This is a genomic window from Pseudomonas sp. KU26590 (genome assembly GCF_026153515.1).
Lineage (GTDB): Bacteria > Pseudomonadota > Gammaproteobacteria > Pseudomonadales > Pseudomonadaceae > Aquipseudomonas.
Window position 1 is genome coordinate 1,649,855 of the sequence record NZ_CP110644.1, and the last position, 21,584, is coordinate 1,671,438.

The 21,584-nt window shown below is 61.3% G+C and carries 20 protein-coding genes, 1 pseudogene and 1 riboswitch; of the genes and pseudogenes, 10 read left to right on the forward strand and 11 right to left on the reverse strand.

Translation table 11 applies throughout. The features are described from left to right. Positions 1 to 12: 12 nt before the first annotated feature. Genes OKW98_RS07445 through OKW98_RS07455 form a run of 3 tightly spaced genes read right to left on the reverse strand, consistent with a single transcriptional unit; the run spans position 13 to position 2,675 of the window. Positions 13 to 777 carry an ABC transporter ATP-binding protein gene (locus tag OKW98_RS07445; RefSeq protein WP_265388599.1) on the reverse strand — a complete coding sequence of 255 codons (765 nt, stop codon included), beginning with the start codon at positions 775 to 777 and terminating at the stop codon, positions 13 to 15. Next, positions 774 to 1,589 carry an ABC transporter permease gene (locus tag OKW98_RS07450; RefSeq protein WP_265388600.1) on the reverse strand — a complete coding sequence of 272 codons (816 nt, stop codon included), beginning with the start codon at positions 1,587 to 1,589 and terminating at the stop codon, positions 774 to 776. Before OKW98_RS07450 ends, OKW98_RS07445 begins: the two co-directional genes overlap by 4 nt. A gap of 18 nt (positions 1,590 to 1,607) precedes the next feature. Continuing rightward, a complete protein-coding gene (locus tag OKW98_RS07455; protein ID WP_265388601.1) occupies positions 1,608 to 2,675 on the reverse strand; it encodes a putative urea ABC transporter substrate-binding protein in 1,068 nt (355 codons plus the stop codon). A 59-nt stretch (positions 2,676 to 2,734) separates the two neighbouring features. Then, positions 2,735 to 2,836, reverse strand: a riboswitch (guanidine-I (ykkC/yxkD leader). 277 nt (positions 2,837 to 3,113) lie between these two features. Between OKW98_RS07455 and OKW98_RS07460 the strand changes: the two genes are divergently transcribed. After that, positions 3,114 to 3,662 carry a hypothetical protein gene (locus OKW98_RS07460; protein WP_265388602.1) on the forward strand — a complete coding sequence of 183 codons (549 nt, stop codon included), beginning with the start codon at positions 3,114 to 3,116 and terminating at the stop codon, positions 3,660 to 3,662. 348 nt (positions 3,663 to 4,010) lie between these two features. On the opposite strand, the gene OKW98_RS07465 is transcribed toward OKW98_RS07460, so the two are convergent. Further along, complete coding sequence (locus OKW98_RS07465) at positions 4,011 to 5,123, reverse strand: enoyl-CoA hydratase/isomerase family protein (protein ID WP_265388603.1); 1,113 nt, start codon at positions 5,121 to 5,123, stop codon at positions 4,011 to 4,013. Between the two features lie 171 nt (positions 5,124 to 5,294). Between OKW98_RS07465 and ung the strand changes: the two genes are divergently transcribed. After that, on the forward strand, positions 5,295 to 5,990 hold the full coding sequence (ung, locus tag OKW98_RS07470; RefSeq protein WP_265388604.1) for a uracil-DNA glycosylase: 696 nt from the start codon (positions 5,295 to 5,297) through the stop codon (positions 5,988 to 5,990). Positions 5,991 to 6,131: 141 nt separating this feature from the next. Here ung and OKW98_RS07475 read toward each other — a convergent pair. The 4 genes and pseudogenes from OKW98_RS07475 to OKW98_RS07490 all read right to left on the reverse strand — a co-directional run bounded on the left by OKW98_RS07475 (position 6,132) and on the right by OKW98_RS07490 (position 10,199). Further along, positions 6,132 to 7,177 (reverse strand): annotated as a pseudogene (locus OKW98_RS07475) (AbrB family transcriptional regulator). Continuing rightward, positions 7,170 to 8,684: a tripartite tricarboxylate transporter permease gene (locus OKW98_RS07480; RefSeq protein WP_265388605.1), complete on the reverse strand. Its 1,515-nt coding sequence runs from the start codon at positions 8,682 to 8,684 to the stop codon at positions 7,170 to 7,172. Before OKW98_RS07480 ends, OKW98_RS07475 begins: the two are co-directional and overlap by 8 nt. A 1-nt stretch (position 8,685) precedes the next feature. After that, a complete protein-coding gene (locus tag OKW98_RS07485) occupies positions 8,686 to 9,144 on the reverse strand; it encodes a tripartite tricarboxylate transporter TctB family protein (protein ID WP_265388606.1) in 459 nt (152 codons plus the stop codon). Positions 9,145 to 9,218: 74 nt separating this feature from the next. Further along, positions 9,219 to 10,199 (reverse strand): Bug family tripartite tricarboxylate transporter substrate binding protein, encoded by a 981-nt coding sequence (locus tag OKW98_RS07490; protein WP_265388607.1) that lies wholly within the window; start codon positions 10,197 to 10,199, stop codon positions 9,219 to 9,221. 476 nt (positions 10,200 to 10,675) lie between these two features. Here OKW98_RS07490 and OKW98_RS07495 point away from each other — a divergent pair, with 476 nt between their 5' ends. Then, the gene (locus tag OKW98_RS07495; RefSeq protein WP_265388608.1) at positions 10,676 to 11,347 is read left to right on the forward strand and encodes a response regulator; all 672 of its coding nucleotides are present in this window, start codon (positions 10,676 to 10,678) and stop codon (positions 11,345 to 11,347) included. Beyond that, positions 11,340 to 12,764: a sensor histidine kinase gene (locus OKW98_RS07500; protein ID WP_265388609.1), complete on the forward strand. Its 1,425-nt coding sequence runs from the start codon at positions 11,340 to 11,342 to the stop codon at positions 12,762 to 12,764. The genes OKW98_RS07495 and OKW98_RS07500 overlap by 8 nt, the downstream gene beginning before the upstream one ends. A gap of 18 nt (positions 12,765 to 12,782) precedes the next feature. Here the strand turns inward: OKW98_RS07500 and OKW98_RS07505 are convergent, their stop codons facing one another. After that, a complete protein-coding gene (locus OKW98_RS07505) occupies positions 12,783 to 13,604 on the reverse strand; it encodes an HDOD domain-containing protein (protein ID WP_265388610.1) in 822 nt (273 codons plus the stop codon). A 97-nt stretch (positions 13,605 to 13,701) separates the two neighbouring features. Beyond that, positions 13,702 to 14,643, reverse strand: coding sequence for a YgfZ/GcvT domain-containing protein (locus OKW98_RS07510; protein WP_265388611.1), 942 nt, complete (start codon positions 14,641 to 14,643; stop codon positions 13,702 to 13,704). A gap of 143 nt (positions 14,644 to 14,786) precedes the next feature. Between OKW98_RS07510 and OKW98_RS07515 the strand changes: the two genes are divergently transcribed. Both OKW98_RS07515 and OKW98_RS07520 read left to right on the forward strand, forming a co-directional pair. Continuing rightward, positions 14,787 to 15,041, forward strand: coding sequence for a succinate dehydrogenase assembly factor 2 (locus tag OKW98_RS07515; RefSeq protein ID WP_065992433.1), 255 nt, complete (start codon positions 14,787 to 14,789; stop codon positions 15,039 to 15,041). Beyond that, complete coding sequence (locus OKW98_RS07520) at positions 15,025 to 15,492, forward strand: protein YgfX (protein WP_265388612.1); 468 nt, start codon at positions 15,025 to 15,027, stop codon at positions 15,490 to 15,492. The genes OKW98_RS07515 and OKW98_RS07520 overlap by 17 nt, the downstream gene beginning before the upstream one ends. Here the strand turns inward: OKW98_RS07520 and nadB are convergent. Further along, positions 15,461 to 17,077, reverse strand: coding sequence for an L-aspartate oxidase (gene nadB, locus OKW98_RS07525; RefSeq protein ID WP_265388613.1), 1,617 nt, complete (start codon positions 17,075 to 17,077; stop codon positions 15,461 to 15,463). The two genes, OKW98_RS07520 and nadB, sit on opposite strands and share 32 nt — an antisense overlap. Before the next feature lie 495 nt (positions 17,078 to 17,572). Here nadB and rpoE point away from each other — a divergent pair, with 495 nt between their 5' ends. The 4 genes from rpoE to OKW98_RS07545 all read left to right on the forward strand — a co-directional run bounded on the left by rpoE (position 17,573) and on the right by OKW98_RS07545 (position 21,475). Further along, the gene (gene rpoE / locus OKW98_RS07530; RefSeq protein WP_037014368.1) at positions 17,573 to 18,154 is read left to right on the forward strand and encodes an RNA polymerase sigma factor RpoE; all 582 of its coding nucleotides are present in this window, start codon (positions 17,573 to 17,575) and stop codon (positions 18,152 to 18,154) included. 33 nt (positions 18,155 to 18,187) lie between these two features. Beyond that, positions 18,188 to 18,775: a sigma-E factor negative regulatory protein gene (locus OKW98_RS07535; RefSeq protein WP_237250383.1), complete on the forward strand. Its 588-nt coding sequence runs from the start codon at positions 18,188 to 18,190 to the stop codon at positions 18,773 to 18,775. Positions 18,776 to 18,783: 8 nt separating this feature from the next. Then, positions 18,784 to 19,746 carry a MucB/RseB C-terminal domain-containing protein gene (locus tag OKW98_RS07540; protein WP_265388614.1) on the forward strand — a complete coding sequence of 321 codons (963 nt, stop codon included), beginning with the start codon at positions 18,784 to 18,786 and terminating at the stop codon, positions 19,744 to 19,746. A 298-nt stretch (positions 19,747 to 20,044) separates the two neighbouring features. Further along, a complete protein-coding gene (locus OKW98_RS07545; protein ID WP_265389670.1) occupies positions 20,045 to 21,475 on the forward strand; it encodes a DegQ family serine endoprotease in 1,431 nt (476 codons plus the stop codon). Positions 21,476 to 21,584: the final 109 nt, after the last annotated feature.

The window sequence follows — 21,584 nt, forward strand, 5'->3', positions numbered from 1 at the left end:
GGGCAATGTCCTTCAAGCCGTTTTCAGCGAATCAAGCGCCACGCGGGCGGCGCGACGATCGCTGTTCAGGGGAATGTCGTAAGTGATGCGCGCGCCATAGGCGCCGGGGGCGTGGGGGTCGATGCGGACCTTGTCGAACACCAGCAGTCGGGTGCCGAGGTTGAAACCTTCGGACAGGTCATGGGTGACCATGAACACCGTCAGTTTCGTCTCCCGCCACAGTTCCAGCAGCAGCGCGTGCATGTCCTTGCGGATGCCGGGGTCGAGGGCGCCGAACGGCTCGTCGAGCAGCAGAACCCGAGGCTTCATGATCAGCGCCTGGGCAATGGCCAGACGCTGCTGCATGCCGCCCGACAACTGCGTCGGGTACTTGTCCAGCGCGTGATCGAGGCCGACCTTGTGCAACAGCGCCGCCGCTTGCTCGCGGGCATCCCGCTTGGCGGCGCCGAACAGGCGCCCGAGCAACGCCGAGCGCGGCAACTCCAGGCCCAGGGCAACGTTGTCCAACACTGACAGGTGCGGGAACACCGAATAACGCTGAAACACCACGCCCCGGGTTGAATCCGGTTCCTTCGCCAGCGGTTGGCCGTCCAGCAAAATCGTGCCTTTGCTGGCGACTTCCTGGCCCAGCAGCAGGCGCAGGAACGTCGATTTGCCGCAGCCCGACGCGCCCACCAGCGTGCAGAACTCGCCTTCGGCGATGCTCAGGTTCAGGCCTTCGAGCACCACCTGATCGCCGTATTGCTGCCAGACGTTTTTGACCGAAATAAAGCTCATGGGCGCGCCCCCTCGTACCACGGGAACGCCTTGCGCGTGAGCGCTTTCAAGCCCCAGTCCATCAGCCAGGCGAGGAGGGTGATCCACACCACGTAGGGCAGAATCATGTCCATGGCCAGATAGCGCCGCACCAGAAAGATCCGGTAACCCAGACCGTCGGTGGAAGCGATGGCTTCGGCCGCGATCAGAAACAGCCACGCCGACCCCAGCACCAGCCGCAACGAGATCAGCAGGCGCGGCAGCAATTGCGGCAGCACCACCCGCAGGATCAGCGTCCAGGTCGAGGCGCCCAGGGTCTGCGCCTTGATCAGCAGTTCGACCGGAATCTCCCGGGCGCGCTGCTCCAGATCACGGGCCAGCACCGGGGTGATACCGATGACGATGAGCATCACCTTCGACAGCTCCCCCAGCCCGAAGACGATGAACAGGATCGGTAGAATCGCCAGCGGCGGCACCATCGACAGCACGGTCAGCAACGGCGACAGCGGCGCGCTGAACAACGGCAGCACCCCCGACGCAATGCCCAGGCACAACCCAACCACCGCGCTGATTGCCAGCCCGATCGCCAGGCGCTGCAGACTGGCGCCGGTGTCCTGCCAGAGGATGTATTCGCCGGTGCGCTGGTCGGGCACGAACGCCACCCGTTTGATCGCCTCGGTCATCTGCACGGCGCTGGGCAGCAGCTTGTCGTTGGGGTTTTCCGTCAGCCGCGTCGCCGAGCCCGTGAAATAGGCGAACAGCAACAGGGCGAACGGCAGGAGCACCAGGATCAATCGACTGGCGCGATCCGGGCGGCGGTTTATCAAGCGCATGGTGAAGACCTTTGGTGTTTACAACTTGCCGTCGGCAGCCATCTGCACGTAGCTCGTGTCGAAGTGCAGCTTGAGGTTGCCTTTGTCGCCTTCGGTCACGCTGTTGGCGAAGGTCATGCCGACCGCGCTGGCGTCTTTGGCACCTTCGCCGAGCAGGCCATGGTCGAAGGAGAAGTCCGCGACCTTGCGCATGGTGGTCGGCAGCTGCTTGCTGGTGGCGAACTCCATCGCTTCCTTGGGCGTGGCGAACAGCTTGGTGGTGTCCAGTTGTGATTGGAATCCGGCCAGATCAGTGCCCGACGCCTGGGCCATGTGCTCCAGCGCGGCTTTCGATTCAGCGGATTTGGCGTTCATCAATGCAACCACTTCAAACCACGCACCGGTCAGGGCTTTGCCCAGTGCCGGGTTGTCTTTCAGGGTCTGGGTGTTGACCACCATCATGTCCATGATCTCGCCGGGGATCTTGCTGGAGTCGAACACTTCGGTGACGCCGGGCTTGGCCTTGATCTCCGAGAGCATCGGGTTCCAGGTGGTGACGGCCTTGACCTCGCTGGTGTTGAAAGCGGCAGCGATGTCGGCATCTGAGGTGTTGACGACTTTCAGGTCTTTCTCGGTCAGGTCCACCGAGTCCAGCGCGCGGGCGAGCAGGTAGTGGGACACCGACAGCTCGACCAGATTGACGTCCATGCCCTTGAGGTCGGTGACTTTCTTGCCGTCGCCCTTGATGACGATGCCGTCGTTGCCGTTCGAGAAGTCGCTGACCACCAGCGCGGTGCTTTCAACGCCACCGGCGGCGGGGATGGTGAGGGCGTCCATGTTGGTCATGGTGCAGCCGTCGAACTGGCCGGCGGTGTACTGATTGATCGATTCGACGTAGTCGTTGAGCTGGGTGACTTTGATGTGGATGCCGTACTTCTTGGCCCACTTGTCGACGATGCCTTGGGTCCCTGCGTATTCCCATGGCATCCAGCCGGCATAAATGGTCCAGCAGACGTCGAAATCTTTTTTCGGGGCGGCGGTGGCCGAGAGGCTCAATGCGGCAAAGACGCCTGCGGCGAGCAGACTGAACAGACGGGATTTTTGCATGGGGTGTCTCCAGTAGCGAAAAGGGACGGTCAGGAGCACGGCGACACCACTGGTGTCCTGTCTCCCGGGCTTTTATCCCGCCGTGTAACCTCTACTGGAGGTCGCCAACTCTCGGACCAGCCACTCGCTAAACGCGAGCCGGAACCCTAGTCGGCTATTGCAAATTGTGGTGCCGCGAACCTGAGATGACTCCTGCACACCATCCCTCAAGCGAGAGTTGTGCCAAGTTGCGCAAACCCTTATGGCGCCTGAGCCGGACAGATACATGGGGTTTTATGAAGGGCGGGGCGTGCACTGATACAGGGCGCCGTCTGGCGCTTGGGGACCGTGGTGGGGCACTAGGTCTGCAATTCGCAGTCTCAGTTAACGTTCTCGGCAGTTTCGAGGACGCCGACCAGCGCCGCTGGTTCGAGCTCTACCGCGGTCCGGGAGGCCGCTATGTATCGACGATTGCTTACCGCTTTGATGACGTTGTCCCTGGCAGGTTGTTACGGAGGTTATTACGAATCAGAAAGCTACACGCAGCCGATCTATAGCAGTGGCTACAGCAGCGGTTACGTGTACGACAGTTATCGCCCGGCCGCTCCGGTGTATTCCGGAGGGGCGGTGTATTACTCATCACCTCGTTATTATTCGGCGCCTCGCTACTACGCGCCGCCACCCCGCTATTACGGGCCAGGTTATGGCGGTGGGCGTCCCGGCTACGGCGGGCGCCCGGGTTATGGCGGCGGCAACTGGAACGGTGGAGGCGGTGGCTACCACGGCGGGGGTGGCTATAACGGTGGCGGCAACGGCTATCGCCCACCGCCACAAGGTCCACGACCCGGAGGCGGCAATGGTCCCGGCCCCGGTGGCGGCTGGCATGGCAATCCCGGCGGTGGCGGTGGTGGACCACGTCCCGGCTTTGGACCCGGTGGCGGCGGTCACCGAGGAGACGGGGGGTTCGGTCGTGGCGGTCACGGCGGACCGGGTGGCGGCAACCGCTGAGTAACGACAAAACGGCGCTCCGAGGAGCGCCGTTTTTTATGGGGTTGGATTTATAACCCTGGCCACCAGGGTGCACGCATTCCAATTGTAGGATCGGCTTTAGCCGGGAAGAGGCCAGTGTGAGCACCCTCACATTTGCGGTGTAGCACCTGACGCCTTCCCGGCTAAAGCCGGTCCTACAAGGTGGACGCATTCCAATTGTGGGACCGGCTTTAGCCGGGAAGAGGCCAGTGTGAGCACCCTCACATTTGCGGTGTAGCACCTGACGCCTTCCCGGCTAAAGCCGGTCCCACCAAGTGCGGGAAGAGGTCCGTTTGAACACCACCCATGCAGGCATGAATTAAATCCTCAATACTCTGATAAATCCGCCAGCGGGTGGCGCCCCTCCCAGGCCTTTTCGAAATGCGCGTCCACCACCGCCAGCGGAATCGTTGCGATGTCCTGCCAGTGCCAGTGGGGCTTCTGGTCCTTGTCGATCAGCCGCGCGCGCACGCCCTCGGCGAACTCGGGATGCCGACAGCAGTTAAGGGCCATGGCGTATTCCATCTGGAACACCTCAGCCAACGACAGATGCCGCGCCCGTTCGATCTGCTCCCACACCAGATGCGCCGTCATCGGGCAGCCCTCAGTCAGGGTTTTCGCCGCCCTGGCCAGTAACGGGTCATCTGCATTCATGTGATGTTTCAACGCATGCCAGGCACTCGGCGCGTCGGCGACATCCAGCAGCTCATCGATCGTCTCGCGCCGAGGCAGCCATTGCGCGGCGGGCAGCTGATCCACCGCCTCCAGCTGCAGCGCTCGGAACAGGCTGGTCAGTTGCACCTTCGTCTGCTCCTGCCAATTGAGCTGCAGCAGACGGTCGATCATTTCCTCTTGCTGATCGTCCAGCAGATAACGATCCGCGAGCCCTAGGTCCAGCGCGTCACGGCCGTTGATGTGCGCGCCGGTCAATCCAAGAAACAGCCCCAGTTTGCCCGGCAGTCGCGACAGGAACCAACTGGCGCCGACATCGGGAAACAGGCCGATGCTGATCTCTGGCATCGCCAGCCGGCTGCTTGGCGTGACGACACGGATGTTCGCCCCTTGCAGCAAGCCCATGCCGCCGCCCAACACGTAGCCGTGGCCCCAGCAGATCAGCGGTTTCGGATAGGTGTGCAGCGTGTAATCGAGTCGGTACTCCGCCGCGAAAAACTGCGCAGCCAGCGGCGGGACCGTGCCAGGCTGACCGCTCCCGGCCTCGACCAGCGCACGAACGTCGCCACCGGCGCAGAAGGCTTTGTCGCCATTGCCGCGCAGCAACACACAGACGATTTGCGGGTCGCTGGCCCAGATATCCAGGCGGTCCTGCAGCGCCAGAATCATCGGCAGTGACAGGGCATTAAGGGATTTTTCCGCATCCAGCGTGGCAACGCCCAGGCGGGCGCCGTCCGTTGCGGTGAGCTCTTCAAATTGCAGATTCATCGTGACCTCTTGTCAGTGGTACGGGGATCTATCGAGAATTGTGAGTGCTCTCGACGCCCGGAAGTTGCAAACCGCCGGCTGTGAACGAGTGTAGGAAGATCCGACGGCGCCGCGCTGGAAATAATCAGCCACAGTCCCTAAAGTTGCGCATTGTTTCTGCCGGATCACACCATGACAAACGACGACCGCATCAAACTGGAGGCCAGCTGGAAGCAGGCCCTGCGCGACGAGTTCGAAAAACCTTACATGGGCGAGCTGCGCGAATTTCTGCGTCAGGAGCACGCGGCAGGCAAGGAAATCTATCCGCCGGGGCCGCTGATCTTCAATGCGCTGAACTCGACGCCGCTGGATAACGTGAAAGTGGTCATCCTCGGGCAGGACCCTTATCACGGCCCCAATCAGGCCCACGGCCTGTGCTTCTCGGTGCAGCCCGGCGTGCCGGCGCCGCCTTCGCTGGTCAACATCTACAAAGAGCTCAAGCGCGACCTGAACATCGACATCCCCAACCACGGCTATTTGCAGTCGTGGGCCGAGCAGGGCGTTTTGATGCTCAACACCACGCTCACCGTCGAACGCGCCAACGCCGCCTCCCATGCAGGCAAAGGCTGGCAGCATTTCACCGACAAGATCATCGAAGCCGTCAGCGCCCAGCAGCCGCACCTGGTATTTCTGCTGTGGGGCGCCCATGCGCAGAGCAAGAAAAAACTGATCGACGCGTCCAAACACCTGATCCTGACCGCCGTGCACCCGTCGCCGCTGTCAGCGTACAAAGGGTTTCTGGGCTGCGGGCATTTTGGTCTGGCGAACAAGTTTCTGGAGCAGAACGACCTGGCGCCGATCGAGTGGCGATTGCCAGCCAGCGTCTGATACAGCACTCACCGTAGGAGCGTGGCTTGTCCCGCGATCGGCCGGGAACCGGTCGCAGAATCGTTGCATGCGGTGGATCAGGAAAAAATCGATGGCAGTTGTACTGCCGCTGCGCGCCAGATCGCGGGACAAGCCACGCTCCTACAATTTTTTGCCTGCGCAGGCCTTGCGATCCCAATACCGAAACAACGGCTCGGCCAGAAACAACACAAACAGCAACCGCATCACCTGCATCGCGGTTACCAGCGGCACCGACAGTTGCAGCACCTCCGCCGTCAGGCTCATTTCGGCAATGCCGCCGGGCATCATCCCCAGCGTCAATGAGCGCAAGTCCAGATGGGTCAACGCGCTCAGCCCCAGTGCGCACAACGCCGCGATGCTCATCGTCAACGCTGTCCCCAGCAACGTGCGGCCAATGAACGACGGCGCACGACGAAAGAACGCGCGGTTGAAATGGCAGCCCAGACCGCTGCCGATCAGCCATTGCCCGACCTGGCTGCCACCCTGTGGCAGGCCGATGTGCAAATCGAAACTGACGCTGATTACCGCGCTGATCAGCAACGGCCCGAACAACCACGGATTGGGCTGTTTCAAGCGCTGCCAGCCCCACGCCACCAGCGCGCCCAGCGGAAACAGCAGCATCAGCCACCGCCAATCCACCACCGTCCCATGGGAAGGCGGGCCGCCGTCGCCCATCAAATACTTGAAGATCGCCGGCACGCACAGCACTACCGCGAGCACTCGCAGGCTTTGCCCGGCGGCGACGTTGCTGAGAATCGCACCGTTGCGTGCGCCGAGGTTGACCATTTCGCCCGAGCCGCCGGGCATGCTGGAAAAGAACGCCGTGGCGCGGTCCTCGCCGGTGCGCAGCATCAGCCACACGCCGACCACGCTGGAAACGCTGGTCACCAGAGCGCCGATGAAGATCAGGCCGAAGTGCGAGAGGACTTGTTCGATGACCACGGGTGTGAAGTGCAGCCCGATGCCGATGCCGACCACCCATTGGCCGCATTTGCGGCCGCCGGGGATTTCAGCCAGCTGCCAGGGCGTGAGGCAGCGGACCAGGATGATCGCCAGTAACGAGCCGACCATCCAGGGCAGTGGCCAGCCGACCTGACTGGCGAGAAATCCCCCAGCAGGCCGACCAGCGGTGTGCCCCACCACGTGCTGAATGGCCGGTCAGACATCGGCCAGCGCGCGACGCTGGCTGGCGCGTTTGCGCCAGATGCGGACCAGCGGGAACACCAGCATGAACAGCGTCCCCACCCACATGCCCAAGGTGATCGGGCTCGACCACAAAATCTCCAGGCCGCCGTTGGAGATCGACAATGCGCGACGCAGGTTCTGCTCCATCAGGCCGCCGAGGATGAAGCCGAGCAGAATTGGCGACAGCGGGAAATCCAGCTTGCGCAGGATGTAGCCGAAGATGCCGATGCCGACCATCAGGAACAGGTCAAAGGTGGTGGCATGCACGGCGTACACGCCGATTCCGGTGATGATCGCGATCACCGGCACCAGTGCCCAGTTCGGCACGGACAGGATGCGGGTGAAGAGACGGATCATCGGAATGTTGAGGATCACCAGCATGACGTTGGCAACGAACAACGACGCGATCAGGCCCCAGACGATGTCCGGTTGCTGTTGAAACAGCAGAGGGCCCGGCGTGATGTTGTACAACGACAAGGCGCCGATCATCACCGCCGTAGTGCCCGAACCCGGCACGCCCAGCGTCAGCATCGGCACCAGCGCACCGCAAGCTGCCGCACCAATGGCAGTTTCTGGTGCTGCCAGACCGCGCATGTCGCCCTGCCCGAATTTGCCGCTCGCACCGGCGATGCGTTTCTCGGACATGTAGGTCACGGCACTGGCCAGCGTTGCGCCCGCACCCGGCAGCACGCCCATGATGAAGCCCATCAGACCGCAACGGATGTTCACCCAGAACACCGAACTGGCCTCTTTGACGTTGAACAGCATGCGCCCAGTGGCTTTCACCGCTTCCTGGCCGCGATGGGTTTTCTCCAGCAACAAGAGGATTTCACTGATCGAGAACAGCCCCAGTACCAGCACCACGAACTGAATGCCGTCAGCCAGATGGATGTTGTCCCCAGTGAATCGGTACACGCCGCTGTTGGCGTCGATACCGATGCTCGACAAAAACAGCCCGATCAGTGCCGCGACAAAGGTCTTCAGCGGTCGGTCGCCGGCCATGCCGCCCAGACAGACGATGGCGAACACCATCAACACGAAGTACTCCGCCGGACCGAAGGCAATCGCCCATTTCGCCAGCAACGGCGCAAACATGACCATGCCGCAGGTGGCGATGAGCGCGCCGATGAACGAACTCCACGCCGACAGAGACAACGCCACGCCGGCCATGCCCTGGCGTGCCATCGGGTAGCCGTCCAGCGCGGTCATCACGGTCGATGCTTCGCCGGGGATGTTGAGCAGGATGGAGCTGATGCGGCCGCCGTATTCGCAGCCCAGGTACACCGCTGCCAGCAGGATCAGTGCTGACTCTGGCGGCAGGCCCAACGCGAATGCGATCGGGATTAACAGCGCCACGCCATTGATCGGCCCGAGGCCCGGCAGCAGGCCGACAACGGTGCCGATCAGCGTGCCGGACAGGGCGGTGATCAGGTTGTAAGGGGTCAGCGCGACGCCGAAGCCCTGGCCGAGATAGCCGAGAGTGTCCATATCATTTCTCCAGAACGTCGAGCAGGCCGAGGGGCAGGGGCACATCCATGACTTTGTCGAACAGCACGTACAGCGCGATGCTCATGAAGGTGATGATCACGACGCTTGGCAGCCAGCGGCCGCCGTACAACCGCGCCATGGGAATGCCAATCAGGATGCTGCTCAACACAAAGCCCAGCGGCTCGAACAGCCCGGCGAACACCAGCAACAGCACGGTGCAGATCCCGATTTTGATCAGCGTCGGACGGTCCAGCGCCGGCTCTTCCTCGGAATGCACGATCGGTGTCGGACGAATTGCCATGTAAAGCAGCGAGATGCCCATCAACGCCAGCATCAGCAGCGGGAAAGCGCGAGGGCCAACGGGTTCGTAGGAAAAAGGCGCCTGATAAGGCCAGGCCATCATTGCCAGCCCTATGCAGACCAGCAGCAGCACGACGGCGAAAAGTCGTTGTATCACCATGGAAAACTCCCGGATCACGCCACCGCGCAGGCGGCGTAACCCTCAGTCAATCGAGGAACGTCAGTGCCGTTCAATCACTGAATCAGGCCGAATTCCCTGGCCAGCGTTTTGTACTCGGCGACGCGGGTTTTCACGTACTTGTCGAGCTCGTCACCGGTCATGGCGAACGGGAACAGCTCGCGCTGATCGCGCAGCTTGGCGAAGTCTTCCGAGGCCAGCAGCTTGTCGAAGGCCGCTTTCCACCAGTTGTAGTCCTCGTCCGACACCTTTGGCCCCAGGTAGAAACCGCGCACCACCGGCCAGACGATGTCGTAGCCCTGCTCTTTGGCGGTCGGGATGTTTTTCATTTCCGGCTCGTCCAGGCGCTCTTCGGAGAACACCGCCAGCAAGCGCATGTCGCCGCTGAGGATGTGCGGCATGGAGTCGGAAATGTCGGTGGAACCCACCTGGATGTGGCCGCCGAGCAGGGCGGTGGCGATTTCACCACCGCCTTCGAGGGCGACGTAACGCAGTTCGCGGGGGTTGATGCCGGCGGCTTTGGCGATGAGTGCGGTTTGCATCCAGTCCTGGCTGCCCACGGTGCCACCGGAGCCGATGACCACTTTGCCCGGATCGGCCTTCAGCGCTTTGACCAGATCGTCGAGGTTCTTGAAGGGCGAATCGGCCTTGACCGCGATTGCGCCGTAGCTGGTGCCGACGGCGGCGAGCCAGCGCACGGCGTTCTCGTCAAAACGGCCGAACTTGCCCTGGGCCAGGTTCAACAGCGAGCCACTGGACCATGCCACCAGCGTGCCGGCGTCACCCGGACGCTGAGCAACCACCGCGTTGTACGCCACGGCGCCGACGCCGCCCGGCATGTAGGTGACGCGCATCGGTTTGGAGAGGATCTTCTCGTTGATCAATGCGCTTTGCGCCAGTTTGCAGGTCAGGTCGAAGCCGCCACCGGGCGAGGCCGGTGCAATGCATTCAGGACGATTGGGCTCGGCGGCCCACAATTGGGTAGCCATCAGCATGCAGCTGGCGGCAACGCTGAAATGGCGCAACGATAGGTTCATGGTCCGTCTCCAGAGGAGTTGTTGTTTTAATGGGGGCAGGCGGTTTGTACGGTCGGTCAGGCAGTCGTGTCATACCTTCGCAAATCTGCGGGCAGCCAACATTCAGACGTGACGAAACACCGCGCAACAGGGCTGCGAGGTGAACAGTAAACACAACGGGATTCAGGCGGCACGAGGGCCGAGGATTGCAGTGAGGGCATCACTGATGACTCCGATATTGTTTTTATTGTTGAAAACGCATCAAGGCGTTTTTCGTTACGAGCCTGGCATCAGCGGCATCACGCGGGATGCAATCGTGACAAGTCGTAACGGGATCCTAATTAGCGAAGCTTTCGTGAACCTTTCAACGACCTTTCAGGAAGCTTTCAACTGATCCCCTTCAAGAGGAGAGGGTGGCTGTTCCGGCGCGCCGGGCCTTCACAGACGACGGCGCGCCTGTAAACTCCGCCCATAAAATGCTCACTCCGGAGAAGTCGATGCGTGTCCTGCTCGTTGAAGATCATCTGCAACTGGCTGAAAGCGTCGCGCTGGCGCTCAAGAGCAGCGGCCTGACCGTTGACGTTCTGCACGACGGCGTTGCAGCTGATCTGGCCCTGAGCAGCGAAGAATATGCCGTGGTGGTGCTCGATGTCGGCCTGCCGCGCATGGACGGCTTCGAAGTGCTGGCGCGTCTGCGGGCGCGGGGCAAGAACACGCCGGTGCTGATGCTGACCGCCCGCAGCGACGTCAAGGACAGGGTCCACGGCCTGAACCTCGGTGCCGACGACTACCTGGCCAAACCCTTCGAACTGTCGGAGCTGGAAGCGCGGGTCAAGGCGTTGCTGCGCCGCAGCGTACTGGGCGGCGAACGCCAGCAACGCTGTGGCGAACTGGTCTACGACCTCGACACCCGCCGCTTCACCCTCGGTGAAGAACTCCTCACGCTGACCTCCCGCGAGCAATCGGTGCTTGAAGCGCTGATCGCCCGGCCCGGTCGGGTGATGAGCAAGGAGCAACTGGCGGCGCAGGTGTTTGGGCTGGACGAAGAGGCCAGCGCCGACGCCATCGAAATCTACGTGCACCGTCTGCGCAAGAAACTCGATGGCCACCCGATTGCGATTGTCACGTTCCGGGGCCTGGGGTATCTGCTGGAAAGCCGGGATGCTTAATCCGTTTCCGGCTGCGGAAAACAGCCTGCGCTGGCGCTTGCTGTGGAACCTGGGTCTGCTGCTGGTGGTGCTGATGATCGCCAGCGGCCTGAGCGCCTACTGGAACGGACGCGAAGCAGCAGACACCGCTTACGATCGCACCCTGCTGGCCTCGGCGCGGACCATCGCCGCCGGGCTGTCGGAACGCGACGGCACCCTCAGCGCCGACGTGCCCTACGTAGCCCTGGACACCTTCGCCTACGACAGCGCGGGACGCATTTATTACCAGGTCAACGACATCAATCAGAAGCTCATTTCGGGCTACGAAAACATCCCCGCGCCGCCGCCGGGTACGCCGCGCACCGACGCTTATCCGGCCCTCGCCAAGTTCTACAGCGGCCGTTATCAGGGCCAGGATGTGCGGGTGGTCAGCCTGCTCAAGGCCGTGAGCGAGCCTAACATGAACGGCATGGCCGAGATTCGCGTGGCGGAAACCGAAGAAGCGCGGGTGGACATGGCCCAGGCACTGATGGCCGATACGTTGCTGCGTCTGGGCATGCTGGGCTGCGGCGCGTTGCTGCTGGTCTGGTTCACGGTCAGCGCTGCATTGAGGCCACTGGACCGCCTGCGCACGGCGGTGGAAGAACGCCAGCCTGACGATTTGCGCTCCTTGCCGCTGGTCGAAGTGCAGCACGAGCTGCGCCCGCTGGTCAGCTCGCTCAACCACTTCACCGAGCGGCTGCGCCTGCAGTTCGAGCGTCAGGCGCAATTCATCGCCGACGCGGCCCATGAATTACGCACGCCGCTGGCGGCATTAAAGGCGCGGCTGGAGCTGGGGCTGCGTGATCAGGAGCCGGCGGCGTGGCGTAATACCCTGGAAAGCGCGGCCTCCGGCACCGACAAACTGACCCACCTGGCCAACCAGTTGCTGTCGCTGGCGCGCATCGAAAACGGCGCTCGGGCCATTGCCGAAGGCGGCGCGCAATTGCTCGACCTCAGCCAGTTGGCGCGGGAGCTGGGCATGGCCATGGCGCCGCTGGCCCATGCCCGGGGTGTGGCGTTGGCGCTGGAGGCCGACGAGCCGGTGTGGATGCGCGGCGAACCCACGTTGCTCAACGAACTGCTGAGCAATCTGGTGGACAACGCCTTGGCCCACACCCCGGCAGGCGGCAACGTGATTCTGCGTGTTCACGCGCCGTGCGTGCTCGAAGTCGAGGACGACGGCCCGGGCATCCCGGCCCACGAGCGCGACCGAGTGTTCGAGCGCTTTTACCGGCGCAATCAGCAGAGCCAGGGTTCCGGCCTTGGATTGGCGATTGTGGGAGAGATCTGCAGGGCACATCTGGCGCGCATCACCTTGCATGACGGCGCACAACGGGGCTTGAAAGTGAGGGTCAGCTTTATGGTGCCGGAGTCCGGGCTGGTAGGACTGGTTTGACCGGTTAGTCCAGCGCGATCAGTACAGCAGCGTCATCGCCTGGTTCATCTCATTGATCAGCCCGCCGTCGGCCATGTTCAGGCCCAACTGCGCCACGGCCGGCACGGACTGGAAATGCAGATTCGAGTACGGCGTGCCGTTCATTTCGTGAATATGAATCGTCGCGACCTGCACCAGATCCACGTAGTCAGCCTGATCCGACACACGGCTGAAATTCTGGAATTGACGAGGCACGATCGCCAGGGCATCCGGAAAATCCCAGGAGCGCAGAAGCCGCTCACCGATAACCGGATGAATGCGATCGATAACGTGATTGAGGCTGATCGGGTCGGAGAGCAACTCGTAGTTGTCCTCGGCGTAGGTCAGGATCGGCAGCACGCCGATCAAGTGGATCAGCCCGGCGAGGGTGGCCTTGTCAGCCTTGAGACGCGCATTGCGATAACTCAGCACGTTGCTGACCCCGGCCACTTGCATGCTGAGTTTCCAGATGTCGCGCATCTTGGTTTCGATGACGTCGGACTTGGCGTGGAACATCTGCTCGACCACCAGCCCGATGGCCAGGTTACAGCTGTAGTTCACGCCCAGACGTCGAACCGCCGTCAGCACGTCGCTGACTTCAAAATTGGGCCGCAGCAGTGGGCTGTTGACGACTTTGATCAGCCGGGCCGACAACGCGGTGTCGCTCCCGATAACCTTGCTCAGCGCAGCAATGGAGATTTCCGAGTCTTCCGCCGCCAGGCGAATTCTCAGTGCGACTTCGGGGAGAGTTGGCAGAAACAGAGCATCCTTGTCGATCGCCTTGATCAGATCCCTCTGCACTTCGTCAGCCATGCTACTCATATTGGATCTCTGGACATTGCATTCCGGCCAACGGCCGTCCACTTGAGGGTACGGCGCTGGCTACTACGCTGACGTCTTGCACATGCTTCAACCGGGTTCAACGCAGTGTTTCGAGCTTCGCGTCGAGAATGTATGGCAATTCGCTTAATTGCAGGGCCTCGCCATCTGCCGCACCAAGGTGGATCCGGCCATCTTCCGCCGCATCCGCCTGCAAGACCGCCAGCACCTCGATCCCTACATCAGACCGGGCCGCGATCACAACGTTGCCTACCGCGCTTGAATGAACGGGCGAAAACAGCGCAGCGCCCGGTTCAGACAGTTCGCTGCCGTCCATGGTCAGGCGATACAACCGGCGTTTCAGCTTGCCGAGGTATTGCATCCGCGCCACGATTTCCTGACCGGTGTAGCAACCTTTCTTGAAACTGACACCGCCCACGGCTTGCAGGTTGATCATCTGCGGAATGAATTCTTCGCGGGTCTGCGAGAACACCTGGCCGATGCCGGCGCGGATCTGCCCCAGCAGCCAGTCGTTGAGCGGCGCTTGCGGCAGGTGCGCGATCAGACGGCTGCGCACGTCCTCGGCCTGCTCGGCACGTACCCACAATTCGGCACGGGCAGGGGAGACGCGGATGGCGATGAGGTCATTGGCGCGGACGACCGAGTCGGTCTCCTGGGCCAGATCGAGGCCGAGGCTGACGAGCGCTCCGTCGCCACCTTGCAAACCGAATCGCACCCAGGACGCGCTTTCGTCGGTCAGTTTGGATTTGGAGAAGACCGCGTATTTCTTGAGGTCCAGCAATTGCGCGTCGATCAGCTCGCTGGCCATTGCCAGCAACACGCCGTCGCCTTCAAGCAGGATGCGAAAGCTGGACTGCATGCGGCCCTTTTGCGTGCAGCGCGCACCGAGGGTGGCCTTGCCTTCGCTCAGGTAATCGATGTTGCAAGTCAGTTGGCCTTGCAGGAATTTGCCGGCATCCACGCCGCGAACGGCGAGCACACCTTCATGGGACAGGGGGCAGAAAAATGCTGGAACGGCCATGGGTCATCGCAGGGGTAGAAGTCTGGAGCACCATCATAGTGCCGCGTGTCGCTAATGGGTATACGCAAAAAGCTGCGACCAACTGCAAGTACGCCCCAGGACGATGCGCCTGTATACTCGCCGGCAAATTCGAGGAGCCCTCCATGGTCGAAGATGTTGAACTTAATCGCCTCTTTTGGCACAGCCGTCGCGGCATGCTCGAGCTGGACGTATTGCTGGTGCCGTTCGTCAAAGAAGTCTATCCAACGCTCAACCAGGTCGATCGCGACCTCTATGTGCGCCTGCTGACCTGTGAAGATCAGGACATGTTCGGCTGGTTCATGCAGCGCGCGGAGTCGGAAGACCCGGAGCTGCAGCGCATGGTTCGGATGATTCTGGACCGTGTCCAGCCGAAGTGATCGTTTCGAATGCCGTTGGCAGCCCTCCCGGGTGCTGCTGACGGCGTACCTCGCCATGCAAGTCCTTGCGCTGGCGTCGACCGTCCTCCTTTCAGTTCCCCTGGGGGCAAAAGCCATCGGCGTGTTGCTGTGCGCCTGGCACGCATCCCGCACTCTTCGCCCGTTTATCCTGCTCGATCGGCCGCAGTCTCCTACCGGACTGCGACGTGACAGCAGCGGTTGGGCCTTGTGGAGCGAAGCGGGTGGTTGGCAACCGGTGCAGCTACGCCCCGACAGCCTGGCGCTGCCGCACATGGTCGTCCTTCGTTTCAAGGTGGTGACGGGCCATTGGCTGAGCCGCGTGCGGGTGCGCAGCCTGTGCATCCCGGCTGACGCAATGGCGCCGGATTGCCATCGGCGCCTGCGTCTACGCCTGAAGTTCAGCCGGCATAGGTGGGCGGCACCAGAATAGTGTCCAGCGCTTCGGGCAGCATGTCCGGGTAATCCAGCGTGTAGTGCAGCCCGCGGCTTTCTTTGCGCGCCATCGCCGAAGCAATCATCAGCTCTGCCACCTGGGCCAGGTTGCGCAGCTCGATCAGATCGCGGCCGACCTTATAGTTGCTGTAGAACTCATCGATCTCGTCCAGCAACAGCCGCACCCGATGCTGCGCGCGCTGCAGACGCTTGTTGGTCCGCACGATGCCCACGTAGTCCCACATGAACCGCCGCAGCTCATCCCAGTTGTGGGCAATGATGACGTCTTCGTCGGAATCGGTGACCTGGCTTGAATCCCATGCCGGCAGATTTTGCGGCTGCGGGACTTGTCCGAGCTGAGTCACGATGTCTGCCGCAGCGGAGCGGGCGTACACGAAACATTCCAGCAGCGAGTTGCTGGCCATGCGGTTGGCGCCGTGCAGGCCGGTGAAGCTGGTCTCGCCGATAGCGTACAGCCCGGGCACGTCAGTGCGGCCCTGTTGGTCAACCAGAACGCCGCCACAGGTGTAGTGCGCCGCTGGAACCACGGGAATCGGCTGACGCGTGATGTCGATGCCGAACGTAAGGCAACGTTCGTAAACGGTCGGGAAGTGGCCCTTGATGAAGTCTTCGGACCGGTGACTGATGTCCAGAAACACGCAGTCAGCGCCCAGGCGTTTCATCTCGTGGTCAATGGCGCGGGCAACGATGTCGCGGGGCGCCAGTTCGGCCCGTGGGTCAAACCGCTGCATGAAGCGCTCGCCATTGGGCAGCTTCAGGTAAGCGCCTTCGCCGCGCAGGGCTTCGGTAATCAGAAAGCTCTTGGCTTGCGGGTGGTACAGGCAGGTGGGGTGGAACTGGTTGAACTCCAGGTTGCCCACGCGGCAGCCCGCGCGCCAGGCCATTGCGATACCGTCGCCGCAAGCGCCGTCGGGATTGCTGGTGTACAGGTAGACTTTCGCCGCCCCGCCAGATGCAAGAACGGTGAAGCGCGCGCTGTGGGTGTCGACCTCACCCGTCGAACGATCCAGCACGTAGGCGCCCAGACAACGCTGCCCTTCAAAGCCCAGTCGCGATTCGGTGATGAGGTCCACCGCCACGCGCTGTTCCAGCAATTCGATATTAGAACGTGCGCTGGCCTGCGTCAGCAATGTGCGGAAGATCGCTGCACCGGTGGCGTCGGCCGCGTGAATGATCCGGCGGTGGCTGTGTCCGCCCTCTCGGGTGAGGTGGAACTCGAACCCGCCGTCTACCACGGTCGACGGATCATCCCTTGTGAAGGGCACGCCAAGGTCGATCAGCCATTGAATGGCCTCGCGGCTGTGCTCGACGGTAAAGCGGACGGCGTCCTCGTTGCACAGGCCGCCGCCTGCGTTGAGGGTGTCTTCGACGTGGGACTGAACGGTGTCGGCGTCATCCAGCACCGCCGCAACACCGCCCTGGGCCCAGAACGTCGAACCGTTCGCCAGATCGCCTTTGCTGAGGACCGCCACACGCAGATGCCCGGGCAATGTCAGCGCAAGGCTCAAACCGGCTGCGCCGGAGCCTATTACCAATACGTCGTGCTGGAAATGCTGACTCATCTCAGATACCGGCGTCTAAATGGCCACTAGTATAAGCAAGGGTGGAGCGGCACAATGGCCGCGCTTTATGGCAACGGTGATTCACGGTGGGAGCGGAGTGTGCGCCACCCCGCGACGTCCTGCACCCCGTTTGATGGGCGCGATCTTTCCTACAGCTCCATACGGATTGAGTCCTACAACTGACGGGACGTGTGTATTACGCCCAGTAATGAGCGATGGGAACTTTTCATGAACCTGTACGTTCAATAGTGGGTTGCCCATAAAGGAACAGCGTCGACGTTACGCAATGGCAGTTTTCAGCCAGCACGAACGCTTCTGACGACAAGATTATCTACGCAGCCGACCTGGTTCGAGCGGCGTTTTCCGCGCGGGCAACAGACGCTCGCCGGAAACTTGCTTGAAGGGGGGAGAACTTTTGCTTAAAGCCCGAGTCTATGTTTGCAAGCCTGCGAAAGAGCCGATGCGATGCTCCTTTAAGCTTTATGAGGAGTGTTCATGCTAACCCAGGAAGAAGATCAGCAGCTGGTTGAACGCGTACAGCGCGGCGACAAGCGAGCATTTGATCTGCTAGTGGTGAAATATCAGCACAAGATTCTTGGGTTGATCGTGAGATTCGTTCACGACACCCATGAAGCCCAGGATGTTGCGCAAGAGGCGTTTATCAAAGCCTACCGCGCACTTGGTAACTTCCGCGGTGACAGTGCGTTTTATACGTGGCTGTACCGTATCGCCATCAACACGGCGAAGAACTATCTGGTGTCGCGAGGTCGGCGGCCGCCGGATAGCGATGTCAGGTCCGAAGACGCAGAGTTCTATGACGGCGATCATGGCCTCAAGGACATCGAGTCGCCGGAACGGGCATTGTTGCGGGATGAGATCGAGGGCACTGTCCACCGAACTATCCAGCTACTGCCAGAAGATTTGCGTACAGCTTTAACGTTGCGTGAGTTCGACGGTCTGAGTTACGAGGACATTGCCAGTGTCATGCAATGTCCGGTCGGTACCGTGCGCTCTCGCATTTTTCGCGCTCGGGAAGCAATCGACAAAGCCTTGCAACCTCTGTTGCAGGAAACCTGAGACAGCGGCGATAGCCACAAGAGAGGAACCGTCATGAGTCGTGAAGCCCTGCAGGAATCGCTGTCCGCGGTGATGGATAACGAAGCGGATGAACTTGAACTGCGTCGCGTGCTTAGCGCCATTGAAGATGCAGACACACGAGCCACCTGGTCCCGTTATCAGATTGCCCGTGCAGCGATGCATAAAGAACTATTGATACCTCATCTGGATATTTCGGCTGCTGTTGCTGCCGGAATTGCTGATGAAGTCAGCCCGCTCAAGGCCGGTCGTGGTCCTTGGCGTACCCTGGGTCGTCTGGCGGTAGCCGCCTCGGTAACCGTTGCTGTTCTGGCCGGCGTGCGTTTGTACAATCAGGACGAAATTGCAGGGGCGCAACTGGCCCAGCAATCGCAGCCGAGCAACGTTGCAATGCCGCAGGCCAAAGGCCCGGCAGTGTTGGCAGGCTACACCGAGGGCGAGCAGTCCCCGGGTCCGATGGCAAGCGGTGTATTGCAGAACCAGGCCGGCTGGCACGATCAGCGTCTGCCAGGTTACCTGCGTCAGCATGCTCAGCAAGCTGCTATGAAAGGCGCTGAAGGCGCTCTGCCATACGCTCGTGCTGCAAGCCTGGAAAACCGTTAAGGAGGATCATGCGCGCCATCCCTCTACTGCCGCTTCTGCTGGGTGGATGGCTGGTCCTTCCAGCTCATGCGGACGACGCGCAAGACCAGCTGAAACGTCTTGCGCAGGCTGAGCAGCAGCAAAGCTATACCGGGACGTTCGTTTACGAGCGAAACGGCAGTTTCTCTACTCATCGAATCTGGCAGCGCGTCGACGACGGCAAGGTTCGTGAGCATCTTCTTCAACTGGACGGCTCTCCTCAGGAAGTACTGCGCGTCAATGGGGTAACCCAATGCGTCAGCGGTACCCTGGAGGAGGGCGTGTCCAGCGTTCCCGATTCTCCGGCCAGAGCCTTCGATGCTGCCAAGTTGTCATCTTGGTATGACATCAAGTCGGCGGGCACCTCGCGTGTCGCCGGGCGCCTGGCCAATGTTGTGACACTCACCCCTCGTGATCAGCACCGTTATGGCATTGAACTGCACCTTGACAGTGAAACCGGCTTGCCACTGAAGTCTTTGTTGCTCAGTGACAAGGGCCAATTGCTCGAGCGTTTTCAGTTCACTGATCTCAATACCTCGCAGTCACTCACCGATCAGATGCTGTCGCCAGGCGCTGAATGCAAGCCGGTGGAAGTGGTCAAGTCCAAAGTTGATGCGCCCAAACAGAAGGTTGCGTGGCGCTCCGATTGGCTGCCTCCGGGTTTTGACCTGAGCAGCGCCGCCGCCCACAAGGACCCGGATTCGAAGAGTCTGGTGACGAGCCTGATGTATGACGATGGTCTCGCCCGCTTCTCGGTGTTCGTCGAGCCCGTAAGCGGCGCAGCGATGACGGACATTCGCACTCAGCTGGGCCCAACCGTTGCTGTCTCCCGTCGCGTAACAACGCCCAAGGGTGATGCTATGGTAACCGTGGTGGGCGAGATCCCGATCGGGACGGCCGAGCGCATCGCGCTGTCCATGCGGGACGACGCTACGGCCACGAGCAAAAACTGATTCTGCACACCGGTGATGCCCACTATGAAAAAGGTTTCATTTGGTCGTCTCACGTTCACAAGCCTTTAAATATGGGCTTCACTGGTACTGCTGAAATGTTTAGTGCGCTTTGTAGGTTGCAATCGAATGTATTTTTTTCTATAGGTCACAGCTTCGCAGCTGTGGCCTTTGTTGTTTCAGGGTCCAGGAAACTGGAGCAGATACAGGCGTCGCGGGAAACCGCAACGCACAGATGCTTCGCGAGCCTGCGGGCTCGTACCGCTTAACCATGCTCGTTGTAAACGGGAGCCATATGTCGATACCACGCTTGAAACCTTACCTGGCCTGGATGGCCGCTGTGCTGATGCTTGGACAGGTCGTCACCGCTCAGGCCGAAGCTTTGCCGGACTTCACCTCACTGGTGGAGCAGGCTTCCCCTGCAGTCGTCAACATCAGTACGCGGCAGAAGCTGCCGGAACGCTCGGTTGCCCAGGGTCAGATGCCTGATATGGAAGGGCTGCCCCCCATGCTTCGCGAATTCCTTGAGCGCAGCACGCCGCCAGGCTCCCGTGCACCGGGTGGTGGCAAGGGTGATCGTCAGCGTGAGGCGCAGTCACTCGGCTCGGGCTTCATCATCTCTGCTGACGGTTTCATCCTGACCAACAATCACGTGATCGATGGCGCCGACGAGATTCTCGTGCGTCTTTCAGATCGCAGCGAGATGAAGGCCAAGTTGATCGGCACCGATCCACGTACCGACGTCGCGGTGCTGAAGATTGATGGCAAGGACCTTCCTACCGTCAAGCTGGGTAACTCCGACAAGCTGAAGGTCGGTGAATGGGTGCTGGCGATCGGCTCGCCGTTCGGCTTCGATCACTCGGTGACCAAAGGCATCGTCAGCGCCAAGGGCCGCAGCCTGCCGAATGACACGTATGTGCCGTTCATCCAGACCGACGTGGCGATCAACCCGGGTAACTCGGGCGGTCCGCTGTTCAACATGGCGGGCGAAGTAGTTGGGATCAACTCGCAGATCTTCACCCGTTCCGGTGGCTTTATGGGCCTGTCGTTCGCGATCCCGATCGACGTGGCGATGGACGTTGCCAATCAGCTCAAGGCCAGCGGCAAGGTCAATCGTGGCTGGCTGGGTGTCGTGATTCAGGAAGTGAACAAAGACTTGGCCGAGTCCTTTGGTCTGGACAAGCCGGCCGGTGCGCTGGTGGCTCAAGTGCTTGAAGACGGTCCGGCTGCCAAAGGCGGCTTGCAGGTCGGCGACGTGATTCTGAGCGCCAATGGCACGCCAATCGTCATGTCCGCAGACTTGCCGCACCTGATCGGCAATTTGAAGGATGGCAGCAAGGCCGAGCTCGAAGTGATTCGTGACGGCAAGCGTCAGAAGCTCACCGTGACCGTGGGTGCATTGCCGGCCGAAGGCGAAGAGATGGGCGCAGCCGATACCGGCGTCGAGCGCAGCAGCAATCGTCTGGGCGTTTCGGTGGTCGACCTGACTGCCGAGCAGATGAAGTCGCTGGACCTCAAGGGTGGCGTCGTCATCAAGGAAGTTCAGGACGGTCCTGCTTCGCTGATCGGTCTGCAGGCGGGTGATGTCATCACTCACTTGAATAACCAGGCGATCAGTTCCTCGAAGCAGTTCACCGAGGTGGCTAAGGACCTGCCTAAGAATCGCTCTGTCTCCATGCGCGTTCTGCGTCAGGGCCGTGCAACGTTCATCACGTTCAAGCTGGCGGAATAACCCGTCGGGAACAGCAAAAAGGAGCGGTCTGACCGCTCCTTTTTTTGTGCCCGGGCGGGGCATGGCGCGCAGGCTCTGTGCGCGAACGTGACGCCTGATCGTTCCTTCA